Origin of the sequence: Buttiauxella gaviniae ATCC 51604 (genome assembly GCF_001654835.1) — a bacterium.
Lineage (GTDB): Bacteria > Pseudomonadota > Gammaproteobacteria > Enterobacterales > Enterobacteriaceae > Buttiauxella > Buttiauxella gaviniae.
On sequence record NZ_LXEP01000007.1, the window covers coordinates 130,474 to 150,045 of the forward strand.

Here is a 19,572-nt window from a genome sequence, read left to right on the forward strand (position 1 = left end):
CTTAGCGAATCAGTGTGTAAACAGCCTGAATTTTTTCACGCAGCAGCGCGGCGAAATCATCACGAGTCGCTAATTCCCCAAACAGGGCTTTGTCGCTGGCAAAAAGCGCAATCGGGTCTTCGGCGTTAAACATGGCATGAACCGCGTCGGCATCCAGAATGCCGTCCTGGTATTCATAAGGCAGTTGGCCTTTGTGCCACTGTTCCATATAGACAAAGAACAGCGCAGGCAACATTGCCGTGGCATGCGGGACGGCACCGCGCTGGTAGCATTCAAGCATCGTTGGGGTAATCATCGCCGGGATTTTGGAGAAACCATCGGCGGCGACGCGCTGGTTGGTATCTTCGATATACGGGTTGGTGAAGCGCTTGAGCACCACGTCACGGTATGTCGGTAAATCGATGCCGTTATTCCCAAGGCTTGGGATCACATCTTCGGTGACATAGCGGTCAGCAATAGCGTAGATAGCGTCGGTCAGGGTGCTTTCATGGATAAACTGTTTACCCATCAGTGTTCCGGCCCAGGCAATGCAGCTGTGGGAGGCGTTAAGAATGCGGATTTTTGCCTCTTCGTAAGGAATAACCGATTCGACCATCTCCACGCCGACCGCTTCCAGATCGGGGCGCACATCGCGGAAATTGTCTTCGACGACCCACTGAATAAAGGTTTCACCCATCACCGGAGCTTTGTCGTCAGTACCGGTTTTCTCTTTAATACGCGCCGGCAAATCTGCCGCCGGGCGTGGAGTGATACGGTCCACCATGGTATTCGGGCAAGTAGCATTGGCCTTCAGCCATTCAATTACCGCCTGCTTTCCGGTCAGAGTCAGGAACTCAACAAGACCATCATGGAAGCGTTCGCCGTTGTGACGCACGTTATCGCAGTTGAGCAGCGTTAACGGTCCGGCATTGTTGGCCATGCGTTGCTCAAGAATGCGGGTAATCACGCCGTAAATCGTTTTATTACCACCCTGCAAATCACAGGCTAAATCTGCGTTATTCACTTCTAATTGATGAGTGGTATTCAGGTAGTAACCCCCTTCCGTGACGGTAAAGGCGATCACTTTCGTTTCAGGCTTCGCGCCCTCTGTAATCAGCGGTTGTAAATCAGCCTGCCATGGCAACAACTTCTGAATAGATGTTATTTCTTCGTATACACGCTCACCTTCTGGGCTGACGGTTTCTAACACGTAGCGGCCCTTTTGCGCGGTGAGTGCGGCAACCACATGTTCTGCATCATTACGGATGTTACCTGCGGCGATATGCCAGCGAGCATCACCCTGCGCAATCAAGCGGTGTAAGTACCAGGCCTGATGAGCGCGGTGAAAAGATCCCAGACCAATGTGTAACCAGGTATTTTGCGTAGCCATAACGTTGCTCTCCATTTCAGTTTGTGGTGAAGAATGTAATGGAACAATTAACCAAATTAAGAGCTTTACGTCACAAAAGAGCAAATGACCGTAAAAATTACAAATGACCACAAACAAATAAAATAGAGTTGCCTGCATCGCCTGCACACGCCAAAATGCAGGGATTCGCTGGGGGTATTAAACATCTCCGTAAAAACTTAAGGTGCTGAATAAATTGATAACTGAAGAAGATATACGGTTGGATCAGAAAGTTCGCGCCGCGTGGATGTACTACATTGCCGGGCAAAACCAGAGCGAGATAGCCACCCAACTTGGTACTTCACGCCCGGTCGTTCAGCGCCTGCTAGCGGCTGCAAAAGAAGAAGGCATCGTTTCTATTGGGTTGAATCACCCTGTCGCCACTTGCCTGAATTACGCCCAGATGCTGAAAGAAAAATACGGCCTGATTGAATGCAATGTGGTACCCGCCTTTACCAGCGATATGACGCTCGACAGCGTTTCCTTCGGCTGTTATCAGCTGATGGAGAAATACCTGCGCAGCGATAACGAAAAAGTTATCGGCATCGGCTCAGGGCTTACGTTGAAAAAGACCATCAAGCGGATTGATTTCGACAGCCCGAACACGCGCTGCGTGGCGTTAATCAGCGCCATGGATGCAGACGGGAAATGTAACTATTACGACGATGTGCCTTTGCTATTGGCAAGTAAAATCCAGGCCAATTATTACCAATGGCCCGCGCCACGCTACGCACAAACGTCCCTTGAGCACCAGATGTGGTGTTCGAATCGCCTATTTAATAATGTTTCAAATGTCGCCCTGCAAGCGGACGTTATTTTTGTCGGCATCGGCGCGCTCAACCAGGAAAGCCCGATTTTCAAAGATGGGTTTATTACTTTTGAGCAGCTCGAAATGCTGACGCGGCAAGGTGCTATCGGCGAAGTTTTGGGGCGTTTTATTGATGAGAACGGCGATGTTGTCGAGAGCGATATAAACAATCTCATCACCAGCTATGATATTCGTCGCAGCGATTGCCCGCGCATTGCAGCGGCCTGTGGTGAAGATAAGCGCCCGGCGATTTTTTCAGCGCTCAAGGGCAAATGGATTAACGGCCTGGTCACCGATGAACACACTGCCCGCTGGCTGCTGACCCGCTAATTAGGCGGTTACAATGGTGTTCCGCAACTAAGCGTGGGCGGAATTTCGATACATTGAATCTTCGTGTCGCCCGAATCAATGATTGAAAAAGCCGCTTCCAGCATGGCCGGAACATCCTGCCTGATCATATCAATATCATGCCCAAGCAGCGGCACAAACGGGTCCCAGTCAAAACATCCCATCGGCGGCTGTCTCTCGCCTGTTTGTCCTCGCGCAGACAGCCACTGGACGACACCTTCCAGTGAAATGGTGGAGTTAACGAACAAACCGTAGAGGCCATCTTCTGGCGGCGTAAATTCCGCAAGCGTCTCCTGAACATGTTTTGGCGAATAACCATCGATATAAATGTTCTTCGCTGACACCACCAGCCCCGCTTCCTGATGGGCATCTCTAAACCCACGCAGGCGTTCACGTGTGTTGTGATCGTTGCGCCGCCCACCAACAAACGTCAGCGAAATTTTTTGCCCAAGGCGTTTTTCCGCATTGAGCAAAATACGCTCGGTAAGTAGCTTTGCGCCGCCATAGTTATCAGAAATAACCGACGGAGCCAGCGTGCCAGGTAAGTCGAGGTTTAAGGTATGGACGCCTGCCTGAGAGCATAGCTCGGAGATTTCATCAGGCCGGGTCGCCCCGGTGGCAATCACCCATTCCACCTGCCACGAAAGCATGGTGCGCACGGCGTCAATTTCCAGTTCTGGGTTACGACGGGTGCAGGTAATGATCGGGAAAAGACCGCGTTCACGGGCCATCTCTTCAAATTTTTCAACGATTGAACCGAAATAACGGTTGTCGTATTTCGGCACAATCATGCCAATAACCCGCGATTTTTCTTTGCGCAGCAAACTGGCCTGCCGGTTCACGGCGTAGCCCTGCTCCTGCGCGACTTGAGTGACCTTTTCCGCCAGTTTTGCGCTGATCCGGCGCTTCTTCCAGTTGCCGTTCAGAATTGCGCTTACCGCACTCGCTGAAACGCCTGTCAGTTCCGCCAAATCGTAAATGGTAATTTTCTTCGTTTTCCTGGCGCGTATCACAAATTTTTCTCTCCGTTTTTAATCATGCTTGCTGCAAATTTCATCTGGTGCTAAATCTGCTCTATCGATTGAGCAAAAATGATTACATCCCAAAATTCTGACCCACTGAAAAGGATTATAAAATGAAAAACGCCGTACCCTCTATGAATAGCTCTCTTGACGGAAAAGTTGCTGCGATTACCGGTGCCGCTTCTGGTATTGGTCTTGAGTGTGCCAGAACTTTACTGGCTGCTGGCGCGAAAGTTGTGCTGATTGACCGCGACGGCGAAAAGCTGCAAAAACTGACCGCTGAAATGGGTGAAAATGCCTTTCCGCTGGTGGTCGATTTAATGCAACCACAGCAGGTCGACAATATTCTCGACGGCATTTTGAAACTCGCCGGGCGCCTGGATATCTTCCATGCCAACGCCGGGGCATATATTGGCGGCCCAATAGCTGAGGGCGATCCGGATGTCTGGGATCGCGTCCTCAATCTCAATATTAATGCCGCATTCCGCAGTGTTCGCGCAGTTCTGCCTCATCTTATCGCACAGAAATCGGGTGATATCATCTTCACCAGTTCGATTGCAGGCGTGGTGCCTGTGATTTGGGAGCCGATTTATACCGCCTCAAAATTTGCCGTGCAGGCATTTGTTCACTCAACGCGTCGCCAGGTTGCGCAATATGGTGTGCGTGTGGGCGCAGTGTTGCCAGGCCCGGTGGTTACCGCTCTGCTCGATGACTGGCCGAAAGAAAAAATGGAAGAAGCGCTGGCAAACGGTAGCCTGATGCAGCCGATTGAAGTCGCTGAGTCCGTGCTGTTTATGGTCACCCGCAATAAAAATGTGACCGTCCGTGATTTGGTCATTCTGCCAAACAGCGTGGATTTGTAATCCCAGGGGAACGGGTGACAAAGATGAGAAATGAAACTGTAGAGAAAAATACCATTATCGGCGTGGATGTCGGATCCGGAAGCGTGCGCGCCGGGATTTTCGATCTTTCAGGCCATTTACTTGCCCATGCGACGCAACCGATCACCACGTTTCGAAGCTCCGGTAAAAAAGTTGAGCAGTCGAGCAATGAAATCTGGCGGGCCGTGTGTCAGACCATTCGTGAAGTAGTAAGCGCTGCGGGTGTATTGCCTACGAGCGTCAGCGGCATTGGCTTTGATGCGACCTGTTCGTTAGTGGTGTTGGGGAAAGATGGCGCGCCGCTGCCCGTAAATGATGCGAACGAAGCCGAACGCAATATTATTGTCTGGATGGATCACCGCGCCACCGAACAGGCCGAACGCATTAACCAGACGCAGCATCCAGTTTTACAGTACGTCGGCGGCAAAATTTCACCGGAAATGGAAACGCCAAAAATCCTCTGGCTGAAAGAGAATCGTCGGGAGATTTACGACAACGCCTGGCAATTCTTTGATCTGGCGGATTTTCTTACCTGGCGTTCCACGGGCGATCTGGCACGATCGACCTGCACCGTGACCTGCAAATGGACCTATCTGTCCCATGAAAAACGTTGGGATCCAGATTATTTCCGCACCATTGGGCTTGATGAACTGGCACAGGAAGATTTTTTACGAATCGGCCAGGAGATCAAAGAACCGGGCACGCCATGCGGCCAAGGCCTAAGTGCCGCAGCAGCGGACGAGATGGGTTTACTGGTTGGGACACCTGTTGCTATCGGCATGATTGACGCCCACGCCGGGGGCATCGGAACTGCGGGTGTCGACAAAGGCGCTTTGCATAATCTGGCGTGGGTGTTTGGTACTTCCGCCTGCACGATGACTTCCACGCAAGATCCCGTTTACATTCCAGGCGTCTGGGGGCCGTACTACAGTGCAATGGTTCCGGGAATGTGGCTAAGCGAAGGCGGCCAAAGTGCTGCGGGTGCGGCAATCGATCAGCTTGTCACTTTCCATCCTGCGGCGGCGGAAGCCAAAAAACAGGCGCAAGCGCTTGATGTGCCGCTACCGGTTTACCTTGCGGATTTGGCGCTGGCTAAAATCACCGATCCTTCCCGCGCGATAGAAATGGCTCGCGGCCTGCATGTGGTGCCAGAGTTTTTAGGCAACCGCGCGCCGTTTGCCGATCCGCAAGCTAAAGCTGTTATTGCCGGGTTAGGTATGGAGCGTGACCTGGATAACCTGATTGCCCTGTATGTCGCCGGGCTGTGCGGGATTGGCTATGGCCTGCGCCAAATTGTTGATGCGCAGCGTCAGCAAGGCGTAAAGACCGATAAAATTGTGATTAGCGGTGGCGCAGGCCAGCACCCGCTGGTGCGTCAGTTGCTGGCAGATGCCTGCGATTTGCCGATCATCACCACAAAATGCAGCGAGCCGGTACTGCTGGGGTCAGCCATTCTGGGAGCCGTTGCCGGAAAAGTGGCGTCAACCGTACAAGAGGCCATGGCCTCCATGACGCAATTAGACAGGCAATTTGAACCGCAAGAGGCGTATCGCCAGACACACCACGCCCGCTATGAAAGTTATAAACTTTTGCAGCAGACCGCTAAGGCGATTCGGGATAACTGATTGAGTGCTGATTTAGTACAGATACCCGCCCCGGATAAACATTCTCCGGGGCGGGCTGACGCGAGATGAATTACTCAGTCGCAGCAGCGTGCTGAGATTCATTCTTCGCATTGCGGGTCATCCACAACGCCAGTGCTTTAAGAGAGTCCGGCGTAAAGTCGTCACAGCGAGCTGTAATCTCTTCTGGCGACATCCAGCATACTTCGCTGACTTCTTCTTCCTGCAACGCAAACGGGCCATGAGAAACGCAGCTAAACAGGCTTCCCCATACGCGGCAGTTGGTGTCCTCAAAGTAGAACTGACCATGCTCGGCAAATGGCACACCGGCAATACCCAACTCCTCTTCAGCTTCACGACGTGCTGAGTCCAGCAGTTGTTCATCCGCCTGGACTACGCCACCAGCGGTAGCATCCAGCATGCCCGGCATAAAATCTTTGGTTTCGGTACGACGCTGCACCAAAATCTTCCCCATACCATCATGCACAACGATATAAGTCGCGCGATGGCGCAAACGCTGCGCGCGCATTTGCTCGCGGCTTGCTTGCGCGATTACTTCATTGTCTTCATTGACAATATCTACCCATTCCATGCCAACAAAATGACTCTGTTCCGCCATTGGGGAAACCTTATTCAGGGCGCTCTTTGGCGCGTTATGTTCAACAAGCGGTAAGTTACGGGGTAATCTCGACCTGTGCAATAACCCCAGCGTTATTCAGTGCGTGAACGCTCAGAACACCGTCGTTTAGCATGCCGTAACTCGCTTCAAAGCCGCCTTTAGGGATACTCACCGAGCCCGGATTAAAGAGATAGACAGTGTCTTGCTTCTCAGCCAGTGGAAGATGAGTATGACCAAAAACCAAAACATCGTTTTCTGCCAGTGGTGGCAATTTATCCGGGTTATACAGGTGACCGTGCGTCACAAATAAACGCTGGTCCTCCATCAATATTTGTTGCCAGGGTGCAGTAATCGGAAAATGAAGCAGCATCTGGTCAACTTCACTGTCACAGTTACCACGAACCGCGATAATTCTGTCTGCAATGCTGTTGAAGCACTCTGCAACAGCGCCAGGATTGTAGCCCACCGGTAGCGCATTTCGCGGCCCATGATTCAGCACATCACCCAGCAATATTAACCATTTAGCACCACTGCGCTCAAAATGCGTCAGCACCTGCTCTGTTGCGGGTAACGATCCGTGAATATCCGAGGCAAACATCAGCTTCATAAAGCCCTATTCCTGTTAATGGTAAGCGGAATTATCATAGCGAATTATGGGGCTAATCAGCCAGAATGCTTTGCGGAAAGTGCCAGAAAACGCTGCACAGAAGCACGCTGCCACTGGAAGGCTGCATACTCTTCCAATCGCTCTGGGACATCATCGCCATTGAGAATCAAACGATTAAGCATCAGTGCCAGGTCGGTATCGGCGATCGACCACTCGCCAAAAATATTTTGTTGGCCGACAGGCAACAAATTTTCAACCGTCGTTATAAGCTTTTGAGTCGCAATCTGTCCTTTCTCCGTCAGCGGTGGTTTCTTCACGCCTGCGAAAACCACGTCGGTTGAACGCTCTTCACGAATTGGCATTAAATCGCTGCGGATCCAGGCCTGGATTTGCCGGGCACGGGCACGTTTTTCCAGGTCATGCGGATAAATCCGTTCCCAGGTTGGCGGAGCAAAACGCTCTTCAAGATATTCAGTAATGGCCGAGGATTCACTTATTAGAAAATCATCGACTTCTAAAGTGGGAACGCGGCGCGTCAAATCATAGCCTTTCCAGCCAGGTTGCAGGTTTTGCCCGCTATTCAGATCAATCGTTTGCAGGTTAAAGTTCAGGCCTTTCTCTTTGAGTGCAACGTAGACAGACATTACGTACGGGCTAAAAAAATTCGCATCGGACCAAAGTGTTATTGTCGGCTGGCTCATAATATCCCCATAATTTCGTTTCCCAGGCTATTGAACATATAGCGGAAAATGGCAACTGTCACCTGAGCAAACCTCATCTACGAAGCACTTTTTCCAAAAAGTCTATACTCCATAGGTTTAAGAAAAATACTGATATCAGGATGGGAATGACATGATTGACCTCTACTACGCACCGACACCAAACGGCCATAAAATCACGCTATTTCTGGAAGAGACGGGCCTGGACTACGCCATTCATCGTATTGATATTGGCAAAGGAGATCAGTTTCAGCCTGCCTTTTTAGCAATTTCTCCGAACAATAAAATTCCGGCGATTATCGACAACCACCCTTTGGATGGCGGCGGCCCACTAAGCTTGTTTGAATCCGGTGAAATCCTGCTGTATTTAGCGGAAAAGACCAACGAGCTATTAAGCAAAGACCTGCGCGAACGTGTCCACACCCTGCAATGGCTATTCTGGCAAGTGGGTGGCTTTGGCCCAATGCTTGGTCAGAATCATCACTTTAACCACTTCGCCCCACAGCCCGTACCCTACGCCATTGAGCGTTACCAGGTTGAAACCCAACGCTTGTACGGCGTTCTGAATAAGCAGCTTGAGAAAACTCCATGGCTGGGCGGTAACGAATACAGCATTGCTGATATTGCGACTTATCCATGGACGGTTTCCCATGAACGCCAACGCATCAATCTGGCGCACTTCCCTGCCGTTCAAAATTGGTTTGAGCGTATCCGCTCGCGCCCGGCAACCGAACGCGCCTATGAGAAAGCGCAGCAAAACTAAACCCTGCGCGCCCGACATGGCGCGCAATTTTTTTCCTCATCTAATTTGGGTATAGTCTGCGATGGAAAATAACTACATGGAGCACACCTGCAATGTCCCCACAACCAGACGCGATTATTCGAATCAAAAATTTACGCCTGCGCACTTTCATTGGGATCAAAGAAGAAGAAATTGCCAATCGCCAGGATATTGTCATTAACGTCGCCATTCATTACCCAGCGGACAAAGCCCGCGCCAGTGAAGATATCAACGACGCGCTGAATTACCGCACTATCACTAAACAAATCATCCAGTTGGTCGAGAACCATCGCTTCTCATTATTGGAAAAATTAACTCAGGATGTGCTCGACATCGCATGCGACCATCCGTGGGTATCTTATGCTGAAGTAGAAATCGATAAACTTCACGCGCTGCGGTATGCCGACTCGGTATCAATGACCATGAGTTGGTGCAAGTAAGCGCAATCAACTGGAGACGAGCATGCAGATACTGATTACCGGCGGAACCGGTTTGATTGGCAGCCATCTGGTACCACGCTTGCTGGAAGTAGGGCATGATGTCACGGTCGTCACCAGAAATCCCGACAAAGCGCGAACGCTTTTTGACCCCAAAGTCACATTCTGGAAAAGGTTGAACGACCATCAGAATCTTGATGGATTCGATGCGGTGATCAATCTTGCAGGCGAACCGATTGCCGATAAACGCTGGACCGAGTCGCAAAAACAGCGCTTGTGCCAAAGCCGCTGGCAAATCACCGAACGCCTGGTTGAGATGTTTAAAGCAAGTCAGACGCCGCCATCGGTGTTTATTTCCGGTTCTGCCGCAGGGTATTACGGCGATCTCGGTGAAGTGGTGATTAACGAAGATGAACCGCCACACAACGAATTTACCCATAAGCTGTGTGCCCGTTGGGAGCAAATTGCCTGTGGTGCGCAGAGCGAGCACACGCGAGTCTGCCTGCTGCGTACCGGCGTAGTGTTAGCCCCCAAAGGCGGGATTCTGGCAAAACTGCTGCCGATATTTCGTTTAGGTTTGGGTGGGCCAATGGGTGATGGGCGGCAATATCTGGCGTGGATTCATATCGACGATATGGTGAACGGCATTTTGTGGCTGTTGGATAACGACCTGCGCGGGCCGTTTAACTTGGTTTCGCCCTATCCGGTTCGTAACGAACAGTTCTCTCATGCTCTCGGCCATGTACTGAATCGCCCGGCATTTATACGCGCACCTGCAACAGCCGTCAGAATGATGATGGGTGAATCGTCGGTGTTGGTATTAGGCGGGCAACGCGCGTTGCCAAAGCGGCTCGAAGAATCCGGGTTTGGCTTCCGTTGGTATGATCTGGAAGAGGCACTGGGGGATGTAGTGCGTTAATATTCAAGTCCCGCCGCAACGGCGGGACTTTCAGTATTATTTCAACGAGCCCGACAAAAACTGCTGCAAACGGGCGCTTTTCGGGTTCCCGAATAACTCCTCCGGCGTCCCCTCTTCCTCGATTAAGCCCTGATGCAAGAAAATTACATGGTTGGAAACGTGGCGCGCAAAATCCATCTCGTGCGTGACCACTACCATCGTTTTCCCCTCTTCGGCCAGTTTCTGCATAATACGCAGCACTTCGCCTACCAGTTCAGGATCAAGCGCAGAAGTCGGTTCATCGAACAACAACACTTCAGGTTCCATCGCCAGTGCGCGGGCGATAGAAACACGCTGCTGCTGGCCGCCGGAAAGATGCACCGGGTATTTAATCTGCTGGCGCTCGTCGATACCCACTTTCGCCAGATACTTAATCGCACGCTCTTTCGCTTCTTGCTTGCTCAGACCCAGCACCTGAATCGGCGCTTCCATGACGTTTTCCAGCACCGTCATGTGGCTCCACAAGTTGAAATGTTGGAACACCATCGTCAGGCGTGTACGTAGCAAACGGAGTTGATTTTTATCGGCAACTTTCAGCTGCCCATCGGTATCGCGCACCAGGTTAATATTCTGGTTATTGACAACAATCGTCCCTTCACTCGGTTTTTCGAGGAAGTTAATGCAACGCAAAAAGGTACTTTTTCCTGAGCCCGATGAACCAATGATGCTTATCACATCACCAGCATTAGCCTGTAAAGAAACGCCTTTGAGCACTTCATGTTGGCCATAGCGCTTGTGCAGGTCGGTAACGCTTAATTTTTTATCAGTCATCGTTGAACACTCAATGTGTTGAGCTTGGTTTAATATGCTGCAACCAGCGTTGCTCAGCCTTACGGAACAATCTAATCAGCACATAAGAAATACACAGATACAGCACTGCTGCAATCCCAAAAGCGGTAAACGGCTGGTAGGTTGCGGAGTTGATATCGCGGGCGATTTTCAGCAAATCCGGCACCGTGGCGGTAAACGCCAGTGCTGTGGAGTGCAGCATCAAAATCACTTCGTTGCTGTATGCAGGCAGCGCGATACGCAGCGCAGAAGGCAAAATAATGCAGCGGTACATTTTGAATGGCGAGAAGCCATATGCGCGCCCGGCTTCAATTTCACCATGCGGTACAGCACGGATAGCCCCGGCAAAGATTTCGGTGGTGTACGCACAAGTATTCAGCGTCAGCGCCAGCACCGTACAGTTCAGGCCGCTGCGGAAAAACTCATTGAGCAGCACAGTGCCTTTCACCACTTCCAGTGTGTACATGCCGGAGTAGAACACCAGCAACTGCACATACAGCGGTGTGCCACGGAAAATGTAGGTGAACAGCCAGATTGGGAAGGCGATAAATTTGTTGCTTGAGACGCGGCCAATGGCCAGAAACAGCGCCATAATCCCGCCCATCACCACCGAGGAAATCAACAACCACAGCGTAATGGCAACCCCTGTAAACCGATAGCCATCAGTCCACAGCAGCGCCTTCCAATATTCGTGGAAAATATCCATCATAGCTCAGCCCTCTTCACGCCAACCGAGTAACGGCGTTCAAGCCAGAGCAACACACCATTCGATACCGTGGTAAAGAACAGGTAAATGATCCCGGCAACAATCGCAAAGTAGAACGGCTGCCAGGTGCTTTTCCCGGCAAGCTGCGTGGCTTTCACCACATCTTCCAGCCCTAACAAAGAGACCAGCGCGGTAGCTTTTAAAATAACCTGCCAGTTGTTACCAATGCCCGGTAGCGCGTAGCGCATCATGGCCGGGAAGAGAATGCGGCGGAAAGTTTGCGAACCGGTAAAACCAAAAGCAGTTGCCGCTTCAATGTGCCCTCTCGGAACAGCCATAAAAGCACCGCGGAAAGTTTCGGTAAAATAGGCACCGTAGATAAAACCGAGCGTAATGATACCGGCAACCATGGGGTCAATATCAAACTGAGCAACGCCAAGCGAGTCGGTTAACACATTGAGCGCCATTTGCAGGCCATAGAAAATCAGCAGCATCAGCACAAGATCGGGCACGCCGCGAATCAGCGTGGTGTAGCCTTCAAACAGAATGGCTAACGGGCGATTTTTGGACAACTTGGCACCAGCTCCCGCCAGGCCAATAATAACGGCGAGGATAACGGAGCTTAGCGCCAGTTCCAGCGTGACGACAGCCCCTTTAAAAATGACTTCTGAAAAACCGTACAGCATGGTGCGTATCCTGTCGTCAGTGTCTGCACAAACTTAACCTGCCCGTGTCGGGCAGGTTTAACCACTGGTGACTGTTAACCACCGTAAACATCGAAGTCGAAGTATTTCTTCGCTAACTTCTCGTAAGTTCCGTCTTTGCGCATTTCAGCAAATGCTTTGTTCAGTGCTTCACGCAGCTCGGTATCGTCTTTACGCAAACCCATACCGGTGCCAACACCAAACAGTTTGTCGTCTTTAACTGATGGGCCACCGAACTGGTAATTAGCGCCTACCGGTTGTTTCAGGAAGCCTTCGCTTGCGGCCACTTCATCCTGGAATGCGGCGTCAATTCGGCCTGCCGTCAGGTCAGCGTAAATAGAGTCCTGGCCTTGGTAAGAGACAATTTCGATGCCTTTCGGTGCCCAGTGCTCATTACCGTAGGTTTCTTGCGTAGTACCTTGCAGCACACCGACACGCTTACCTTTCAGAGACTGAAGAGTGGGTTGAATCGGCGAACCTTTCGCGACCACTAAACGCGAGTCTGCAGCGTACAGTTTGTCAGTGAAGGCGATTTCTTGCTGGCGTTTTTCAGTAATAGAAAGCGACGACATAATCGCGTCGATTTTTTTCGCTTTCAACGAGGGGATCAACGCATCCAGTGGGTTTTCCACGAAGGTACAATTAGTTTCGATGCGTTTGCAGAGCTCTTTTGCCAAATCGATATCAAAACCGACTAATTCCCCTTGAGCGTTTTTCGACTCAAACGGTGCGTAAGTTGGGTCAGTACCAATACGTACATTTTTAGGAATTGCGGCGAAAGCTGTGGAAACACTGGAAAATACCAGTACCAAAGAAAGAGCGATGATCTGCTTGTTCATAATTATCCTCGAGTAGACCGTATATTTTGCGCGATTGCTTTTTAACCGGATAAAATTGCATGTTTCATGCCAATTTATGCATACCAATATAGTGTTTTTTCAAGCGGATGGCGCGCCCTGTTTCAGGAGAACTTTCACTTGAAAAGCATGCCGCACCAATAGGATGCAAGTAAAACACCATTTTGGTGCATCAGCAATAATTTGCACTAACGGAGTGCAAGCAGCTTCAGGTTAGATTGCAATTCTATTCAGCCCGACTATGAAAGCCATAACCGGGCTACAGACTACGGGATAAGGTTATTCACCGTAAACATTAAAATCGAAGTACTTCTTAGCAAATTTGTCGTAAGTACCGTCTTTCCGCATTTCTGCCAGCGCTTTATCGAAGGCCGCTTTCAGCTCTACGTCATCTTTACGCAAACCAATACCAGTACCGTCACCAAAGTACTGTTTGTTTTTCACAGATGGGCCAGCAAACTGATAGCCTTTACCCGCAGGCAGTTTCAGGAAGCCTTCGCTCGCAGCAGTTTCATCCTGGAATGCCGCATCAAGGCGGCCAGCAGCCAGGTCGGAATAGATCAGATCCTGGTTAGCGTAAGGCACCACATCAATACCTTTGCTACGCCATTCAGCGTTGGCATATGCTTCTTGTGTAGAGCCTTGCAACACACCAATGTGCTTGCCCTTGAGTGACTCAAGAGTTGGCTGAACCGGAGAGCCTTTAACGGCAATCAGGCGTGAATCAGCAGCGTAAAGTTTGTCTGAAAAGGCAATCTCTTTCTGGCGCTTTTCAGTAATGGAAAGCGAGGAGATGATACCGTCGATTTTCTTCGCTTTAAGCGATGGGATCAGTGCATCAAAATCGCTTCCTACCCACGTACATTTAGTATTGATGCGTTTACACAACTCATTGCCGAGATCGATATCGAAACCAACAAAATCCCCTTTCGCGTCTTTAGATGAGAACGGTGCATATGTGGTGTCCGTACCAAGACGAATGCTCTGCGGAATGGCTGCGAAGACACTTGCGGTGGCACTCAGGCCAAGCAGTAATGACAGAGCGAGAACTTGCTTTTTCATACATAACCCTCAGGTGGCTGATCTTATTATGTGTAACGTCGTGTTGTGTTTGCTTTGTGTTGCAGACCAGAGTTGCAGTTCCCATGCCACTTTTTCTTGCGTGGAAGAAAGTGCGCGGTTTTGTGTTAAATAAAAGTTACAACTCTGTCACGAGAATGAAAGATAGCAGGTCTGGTATGAGGGAAAAGCATTAACGGTGGAAAATAGCGGATAAATGTTCTGGAAGTGATCGGGGTTACAAAATCGCCCCATTTTGAGGCGAAGGGTTTTGTGATGCACCACACTGGCGCAATATTTATGCGCCGTTCCAGCGGGTGAACAAGTCCTGTGGTAGCTCAATATCAAACTGGTCGAGTACCCGATTGACCGTCTGGTCGATGATGTCCTGCACGCTTTGCGGGCGATGATAAAACGCCGGCATTGGCGGCATAATCACAGCACCTAATTCGGCGGCCTGAGTCATTAAACGCAAATGACCAAGATGCAGCGGCGTTTCGCGCACGCAAAGCACCAGCGGGCGGCGCTCTTTCAGCACCACATCTGCCGCACGCGTCAGCAGGCCATCGGTATAGCTGTGGACAATGCCAGAAAGGGTTTTAATCGAACAAGGTAATATCACCATGCCGTGGGTCTTAAAAGAGCCTGAAGAGAGGCTGGCGGCGATATCACGGGCGTCATGAACCACATCAGCCAGAGCCTGAACTTCGCGCAGGGAAATATCGGTTTCTAAGGCAAGAGTCTGGCGAGCAGCGTTACTCAGAATGAGATGAGTTTCGATATCGGGTAATTGTTGCAGTACCTGAAGTAGTCGCACACCGTAGATTGCACCACTGGCACCTGAAATTCCAACAATTAACCGTTTCATATTTTAGTTCGCCCGAGGAGTTTATCTGGGCTGACTTTGCCGCAAGATGGGCAGGGATGCAAGAAATGGTAACCCTCTCCTTCCGGGAGAGGGTTAAGGTGAGGATGGCTTTAACCCTCGTTGTGCATCTCTAAGTTTTCCACTTCGTTCTGACGGGCAATCGCTTGTGAATCGTCATTACGCAGTGACTCAAGATATTCAAGGTATTCGTGATCCACATCTTTGGTCACATAGATACCGTTGAACACCGAGCATTCAAACTGCGTGATATCCGGATTCTCAACGCGTACAGCCTCAATCAGATCGTTCAGATCCTGGAAAATAAGACCATCGGCGCCAATCAACTGACGGATCTCGTCAACTTCACGGCCGTGAGCAATCAGTTCGTTAGCACTTGGCATGTCGATGCCGTATACGTTCGGGAAACGAATTTCCGGTGCCGCTGACGCGAGGTAAACTTTCTTCGCACCGGCTTCACGTGCCATTTCGATAATTTGCTCAGAAGTGGTACCACGCACGATGGAGTCATCCACCAGCAGAACGTTCTTATCGCGGAACTCAGCACGGTTAGCGTTGAGTTTACGACGTACAGATTTACGACGCAGCTGCTGGCCCGGCATGATAAAAGTACGGCCAACGTAGCGGTTCTTCACGAAGCCCTGGCGATATGGCTTGTCGAGAATACGCGCGATTTCGAGCGCGATATCGCAGGATGTTTCTGGAATCGGGATAACCACATCGATATCCAGATCTTCCCACTCGCGGGCAATTTTCTCACCGAGTTTTTTGCCCATCTCAACGCGTGCGCTGTAAACGGAAATCTTGTCGATAAAGGAGTCCGGACGCGCGAAGTAGACGTATTCGAATAGGCAAGGGTTGCTGGTTGGGTTATCAGCACACTGGCGGGTGAACAACTGCCCTTTCTCAGTGATGTATACCGCTTCACCCGGTGCGATATCACGCAGGAATTCGAAGCCCAGGGTATCAAGCGCAACGCTTTCGGAAGCCACCATATATTCAGTGCGACCGTCGTTCAAATCACGCTTGCCCATTACGAGTGGGCGGATGCCGTTTGGATCGCGGAAGGCAACCATACCGTGGCCGATAATCATCGCAACACAGGCATAAGCACCACGAATCTGGCGGTTAGTCGCGGCAATGGCGGCAAAAATGTTGTCTGCTTCCAGAGGATAGTTGCGGAAGTTATCCAGCTCACTGGCGAAAATATTCAGCAGGATTTCAGAATCGGAAGTGGTGTTAATGTGACGACGCTTTTCTTCGAACAGCTTCTGGCGCAGTTCGTGGGCGTTAGTCAGGTTACCGTTGTGTGCAAGGGTAATGCCGTACGGAGAGTTAACATAGAAAGGCTGGGCTTCAGAAGCGCTGGAACTACCCGCTGTAGGGTATCGCACATGACCAATGCCCATGTTTCCTTGTAAGCGTTGCATGTGAATGGCACCAAATACATCACTCACCAGTCCATTAGCTTTGCGTAGACGAAAACAGTTTAAAGCATCAATGGTGACGATGCCTGCGGCATCTTGTCCACGATGCTGAAGCACCGTTAACGCATCATAGATAGACTGGTTTACCGGCATGAAACCGGCGATACCGACAATACCGCACATGTTGTCTTTTCCTCATCGTGAGTCTGTTTTTCTGGCGTTAATTGAAAATAAAATAGCCAGAAAAATCAGACTCTAAGCCATAACCCCCGCCCTAAGGCCGAGGCAAGAAACTTGACGAGCTTTGCAGATAGTCAAAGAACCATCTGATGATGAAACTGAATTGCGGGATAAGCTGCGACTTTTGCCAGTCGTCACTCTTCGAAAAACCAGTAAACGTATCAAGAAAGAACAGAATGGCGGCGACGATCAATGCTCCACGTAAAGCACCGAAACAGATCCCCAACACCCTGTCTGTACCCGACAGGCCGGTTTTCTCAACCAATGCGCTAATCACATAATTGACTATCGCACCGACAATGAGTGTCGCGATAAAGAGTATCGCGATAGCTATTCCATTACGTACCAGTTCGTCTTCAAAGCCTGTGAACCAGACTGACAGGTAAGTGTAGTAATGACTGGCGACAAAGAAAGCACAACCCCAGGTCACCAGCGATAACGCTTCACGCACAAACCCACGAATAACACTAATCAGAGCCGAAAAACCGATGACTGCAATAATGGCGTAATCTATCCAGACCATGAACAAATCTCACGACAAATCGCCCTGACGTCCAGTTCGGGGCGCATTCTAACAGAAAAAGAAAACGTTTGCGTAGGGATTTCCTTCCCTCGCGTAAATAAATAATGGCGTTGAAAAAATGCTCAACGCCATTAAAAACTTGCCCTAAATCCCGCCGCTCTGCGGGTTTATCTGGCCGTGTAAGTCATGACCACACCGTTCAGCCCGGAAAGCGAATTCAGCTCGCCCAAAGACGACTTAAGTTTGTCTTTCGAAGCGTCCGGTCCCACCAAAATACGGGTAACTTTCCCCTGCACTGGTGTCGACGGTGACGTGTAAGCACGGAACCCAGCGCCGCGTAGTTTACCAACAATTTCATTCACTTTGTCGGCATTCTTTAATGCACCTAGTTGCACGACGTAAGCTTTGCCGGTTGGCGCTTGTTCGGTCGTTTCTTGCTTCGCAGGTTTCTCAGGTGCTGGCGGTTCTTCGTTCATCATCGCCAGACGTTCTGCCGTTTGATCAATCTCAGCCTTACTCTGCGGTTTTTCGACCTGCTTAGGTTTCGGCTTTTCAACGACAGGTTGCGGTTTTGGTTGAGCACGGGCGACCGGAACTTCATCAATACCCGCACCACCATCACTTGGCAGTGAGGCGATATCTAATCCTGGTGCTGCTGCCGTACCCGCTCTCACCTCTTCTGCGGCACCTTCAGGTGGCTGAGAAGGGAGTGCCTGAGTTGCGACAGGCAACATATCCGGCTCAGCGGTATCCCCTGGTTTTGGAACCAGAGGAATGGCTGCGAATTCATCCTGATAATGCTTTTTCTGACCATCGAGCAGCCCTGGCAGGATAATGACCCCCAGTGCGACCAAAATGATGGTCCCTACTAATCGATTTTGAAACTTACTCGCCACCTGTTTTCTCCGCGTCCAGCGCTTCCATTACGTGGGCTACTGTATGAAATGAACCACACACCAGCACGGTATCATCCTCTGTTGCTGCACTCATCGCAGCATTCCAGGCTTGCGCCACTGTGCCGTAGACTTCACCCTGGCCCAGATGCTCAATCAGTTGCTCGGCCGTCGCACCGCGTGGCCCTTCCAGAGGAGCACAATACCAGCTATCAACTTGATGAGACAAATTTGCCAGCGTACCGGCGATGTCTTTGTCATGGAGCATGCCAATTACCGCCAACACTCGCCCACGCTTGGGTAGCTGCGCAAGGCGCCCGGCAAGATAGGCCGCCGCATGGGGATTATGCGCCACATCGAGAATAACCAAAGGGGCCTGCGAAATAATCTGGAAACGGCCCGGTAGTGCCGCCTCTTTAATCCCTTGAATAATAGCTTCAACACTGACATTTAGCTGGCTTGCACGCAACGCGGCCAATGCGGTCGCCGCATTTGGCTGTGGGACTAACGACATAGGCAGCTCGTTGAGTTCACCCTGTGCGTCTTTAAAGCTCCAGCTGTTCTCACCCACTTGATAAGACCAGTCGACATCACGGCGCAGCAGATGAGCACCCTTTTCAGCCGCTACATCAGCAATAGTGTGTGGCATATCTGGCTCGCCCACCACAGCAGGTTTACCACCACGGAAGACCCCAGCTTTTTCACGTCCGATACTTTCACGGTCTGGCCCCAGCCAGTCTGTGTGATCAAGGGCGATACTGGTGACAACGGCTACATCGGCATCGACAATATTGGTCGCATCCAGGCGACCACCCAGGCCGACTTCAAGAATCACCACGTCCACAGCCAGTTGCTTAAACAACAATAGCGCTGACAAGGTGCTGTATTCAAAATAGGTCAACGATGTTTCGCCACGCGCGGCTTCAATTTGTGCAAATGCCGCCGTGTGGTATGCCTCGTCCAGCTCTTCACTTTGTACGCGCACGCGCTCGGTGTAACGCACCAGATGCGGTGAACTGTAGACACCAACGCTATATCCCGCCGCCATCAACACCTTTTCCAGGGTGCGACAAGTAGTGCCTTTGCCATTGGTTCCAGCCACGGTAAACACCGTCGGTGCAGGTTTTAAGACATCAAGCGTCGCTGCAACTTTTTTTACGCGGTCAAGACCAAGCTCGATAGTTTTTGAGTGGAGATTTTCCAGATAACAAAGCCACGTGGCCAGAGGCGACGTGGCTTGAGGAGTTTGAATTTTTTCCATGATGCCCGTTCTACTTACCGAGAGGATCGGTTCAAGAA

General features: G+C 50.7%; 21 protein-coding genes. 6 read left to right on the top strand and 15 right to left on the bottom strand.

What is annotated here, in order from left to right:
• Position 1: 1 nt before the first annotated feature.
• Positions 2-1,369 (bottom strand): D-arabinitol 4-dehydrogenase, encoded by a 1,368-nt coding sequence (dalD, locus tag M977_RS04805; RefSeq protein WP_064512715.1) that lies wholly within the window; start codon positions 1,367-1,369, stop codon positions 2-4.
• 214 nt (positions 1,370-1,583) lie between these two features.
• On the opposite strand from dalD, the gene M977_RS04810 reads away from it, so the two are divergent.
• Positions 1,584-2,525, top strand: a complete 942-nt coding sequence (locus tag M977_RS04810) for a sugar-binding transcriptional regulator (protein ID WP_157092036.1) — start codon at positions 1,584-1,586, stop codon at positions 2,523-2,525.
• Between the two features lie 8 nt (positions 2,526-2,533).
• Here M977_RS04810 and M977_RS04815 read toward each other — a convergent pair whose 3' ends face one another.
• Positions 2,534-3,556 (bottom strand): LacI family DNA-binding transcriptional regulator, encoded by a 1,023-nt coding sequence (locus tag M977_RS04815; RefSeq protein WP_064512717.1) that lies wholly within the window; start codon positions 3,554-3,556, stop codon positions 2,534-2,536.
• A gap of 122 nt (positions 3,557-3,678) precedes the next feature.
• On the opposite strand from M977_RS04815, the gene M977_RS04820 reads away from it, so the two are divergent.
• A complete protein-coding gene (locus M977_RS04820) occupies positions 3,679-4,428 on the top strand; it encodes an SDR family oxidoreductase (protein ID WP_166671975.1) in 750 nt (249 codons plus the stop codon).
• Between the two features lie 23 nt (positions 4,429-4,451).
• Entirely contained in the window at positions 4,452-6,071 is a 1,620-nt protein-coding gene (locus tag M977_RS04825) for an FGGY-family carbohydrate kinase (protein ID WP_064512720.1), read from the top strand.
• Positions 6,072-6,141: 70 nt separating this feature from the next.
• Here the strand turns inward: M977_RS04825 and yfcD are convergent, their stop codons facing one another.
• Genes yfcD through yfcF form a run of 3 tightly spaced genes read right to left on the bottom strand, consistent with a single transcriptional unit; the run spans position 6,142 to position 7,995 of the window.
• A complete protein-coding gene (yfcD, locus tag M977_RS04830; RefSeq protein WP_064512722.1) occupies positions 6,142-6,687 on the bottom strand; it encodes an NUDIX hydrolase YfcD in 546 nt (181 codons plus the stop codon).
• Positions 6,688-6,742: 55 nt separating this feature from the next.
• Positions 6,743-7,294: a phosphodiesterase gene (gene yfcE / locus M977_RS04835; RefSeq protein WP_064512724.1), complete on the bottom strand. Its 552-nt coding sequence runs from the start codon at positions 7,292-7,294 to the stop codon at positions 6,743-6,745.
• A gap of 56 nt (positions 7,295-7,350) precedes the next feature.
• Positions 7,351-7,995 (bottom strand): glutathione transferase, encoded by a 645-nt coding sequence (gene yfcF, locus M977_RS04840; RefSeq protein WP_064512727.1) that lies wholly within the window; start codon positions 7,993-7,995, stop codon positions 7,351-7,353.
• 151 nt (positions 7,996-8,146) lie between these two features.
• On the opposite strand from yfcF, the gene yfcG reads away from it, so the two are divergent.
• From yfcG to M977_RS04855, 3 genes are all read left to right on the top strand, one after another.
• Positions 8,147-8,776, top strand: coding sequence for a GSH-dependent disulfide bond oxidoreductase (gene yfcG, locus M977_RS04845; RefSeq protein WP_064512729.1), 630 nt, complete (start codon positions 8,147-8,149; stop codon positions 8,774-8,776).
• Between the two features lie 92 nt (positions 8,777-8,868).
• Positions 8,869-9,234 (top strand): dihydroneopterin triphosphate 2'-epimerase, encoded by a 366-nt coding sequence (gene folX, locus M977_RS04850; protein WP_064512730.1) that lies wholly within the window; start codon positions 8,869-8,871, stop codon positions 9,232-9,234.
• 22 nt (positions 9,235-9,256) lie between these two features.
• Complete coding sequence (locus M977_RS04855) at positions 9,257-10,150, top strand: TIGR01777 family oxidoreductase (RefSeq protein WP_064512731.1); 894 nt, start codon at positions 9,257-9,259, stop codon at positions 10,148-10,150.
• Positions 10,151-10,186: 36 nt separating this feature from the next.
• On the opposite strand, the gene hisP is transcribed toward M977_RS04855, so the two are convergent.
• From hisP to folC, 10 genes are all read right to left on the bottom strand, one after another.
• Positions 10,187-10,960: a histidine ABC transporter ATP-binding protein HisP gene (gene hisP / locus M977_RS04860; protein WP_034458841.1), complete on the bottom strand. Its 774-nt coding sequence runs from the start codon at positions 10,958-10,960 to the stop codon at positions 10,187-10,189.
• A gap of 10 nt (positions 10,961-10,970) precedes the next feature.
• The gene (locus M977_RS04865; RefSeq protein ID WP_064512733.1) at positions 10,971-11,687 is read right to left on the bottom strand and encodes an ABC transporter permease; all 717 of its coding nucleotides are present in this window, start codon (positions 11,685-11,687) and stop codon (positions 10,971-10,973) included.
• Positions 11,684-12,370, bottom strand: coding sequence for a histidine ABC transporter permease HisQ (locus M977_RS04870; protein WP_064512735.1), 687 nt, complete (start codon positions 12,368-12,370; stop codon positions 11,684-11,686). Before M977_RS04870 ends, M977_RS04865 begins: the two co-directional genes overlap by 4 nt.
• 74 nt (positions 12,371-12,444) lie before the next feature.
• Entirely contained in the window at positions 12,445-13,227 is a 783-nt protein-coding gene (gene hisJ / locus M977_RS04875; protein ID WP_064512738.1) for a histidine ABC transporter substrate-binding protein HisJ, read from the bottom strand.
• A 297-nt stretch (positions 13,228-13,524) separates the two neighbouring features.
• A complete protein-coding gene (gene argT, locus M977_RS04880; protein ID WP_064512740.1) occupies positions 13,525-14,307 on the bottom strand; it encodes a lysine/arginine/ornithine ABC transporter substrate-binding protein ArgT in 783 nt (260 codons plus the stop codon).
• Positions 14,308-14,602: 295 nt separating this feature from the next.
• A complete protein-coding gene (locus M977_RS04885; RefSeq protein ID WP_034458851.1) occupies positions 14,603-15,172 on the bottom strand; it encodes a UbiX family flavin prenyltransferase in 570 nt (189 codons plus the stop codon).
• A gap of 110 nt (positions 15,173-15,282) precedes the next feature.
• Complete coding sequence (purF, locus tag M977_RS04890) at positions 15,283-16,800, bottom strand: amidophosphoribosyltransferase (protein ID WP_064512741.1); 1,518 nt, start codon at positions 16,798-16,800, stop codon at positions 15,283-15,285.
• 91 nt (positions 16,801-16,891) lie between these two features.
• A complete protein-coding gene (gene cvpA / locus M977_RS04895; protein ID WP_034458856.1) occupies positions 16,892-17,380 on the bottom strand; it encodes a colicin V production protein in 489 nt (162 codons plus the stop codon).
• A 167-nt stretch (positions 17,381-17,547) separates the two neighbouring features.
• Positions 17,548-18,276 (bottom strand): cell division protein DedD, encoded by a 729-nt coding sequence (dedD, locus tag M977_RS04900; RefSeq protein ID WP_064512743.1) that lies wholly within the window; start codon positions 18,274-18,276, stop codon positions 17,548-17,550.
• Positions 18,266-19,534, bottom strand: coding sequence for a bifunctional tetrahydrofolate synthase/dihydrofolate synthase (folC, locus tag M977_RS04905; RefSeq protein ID WP_064512745.1), 1,269 nt, complete (start codon positions 19,532-19,534; stop codon positions 18,266-18,268). Before folC ends, dedD begins: the two co-directional genes overlap by 11 nt.
• Between the last annotated feature and the right edge of the window lie 38 nt (positions 19,535-19,572).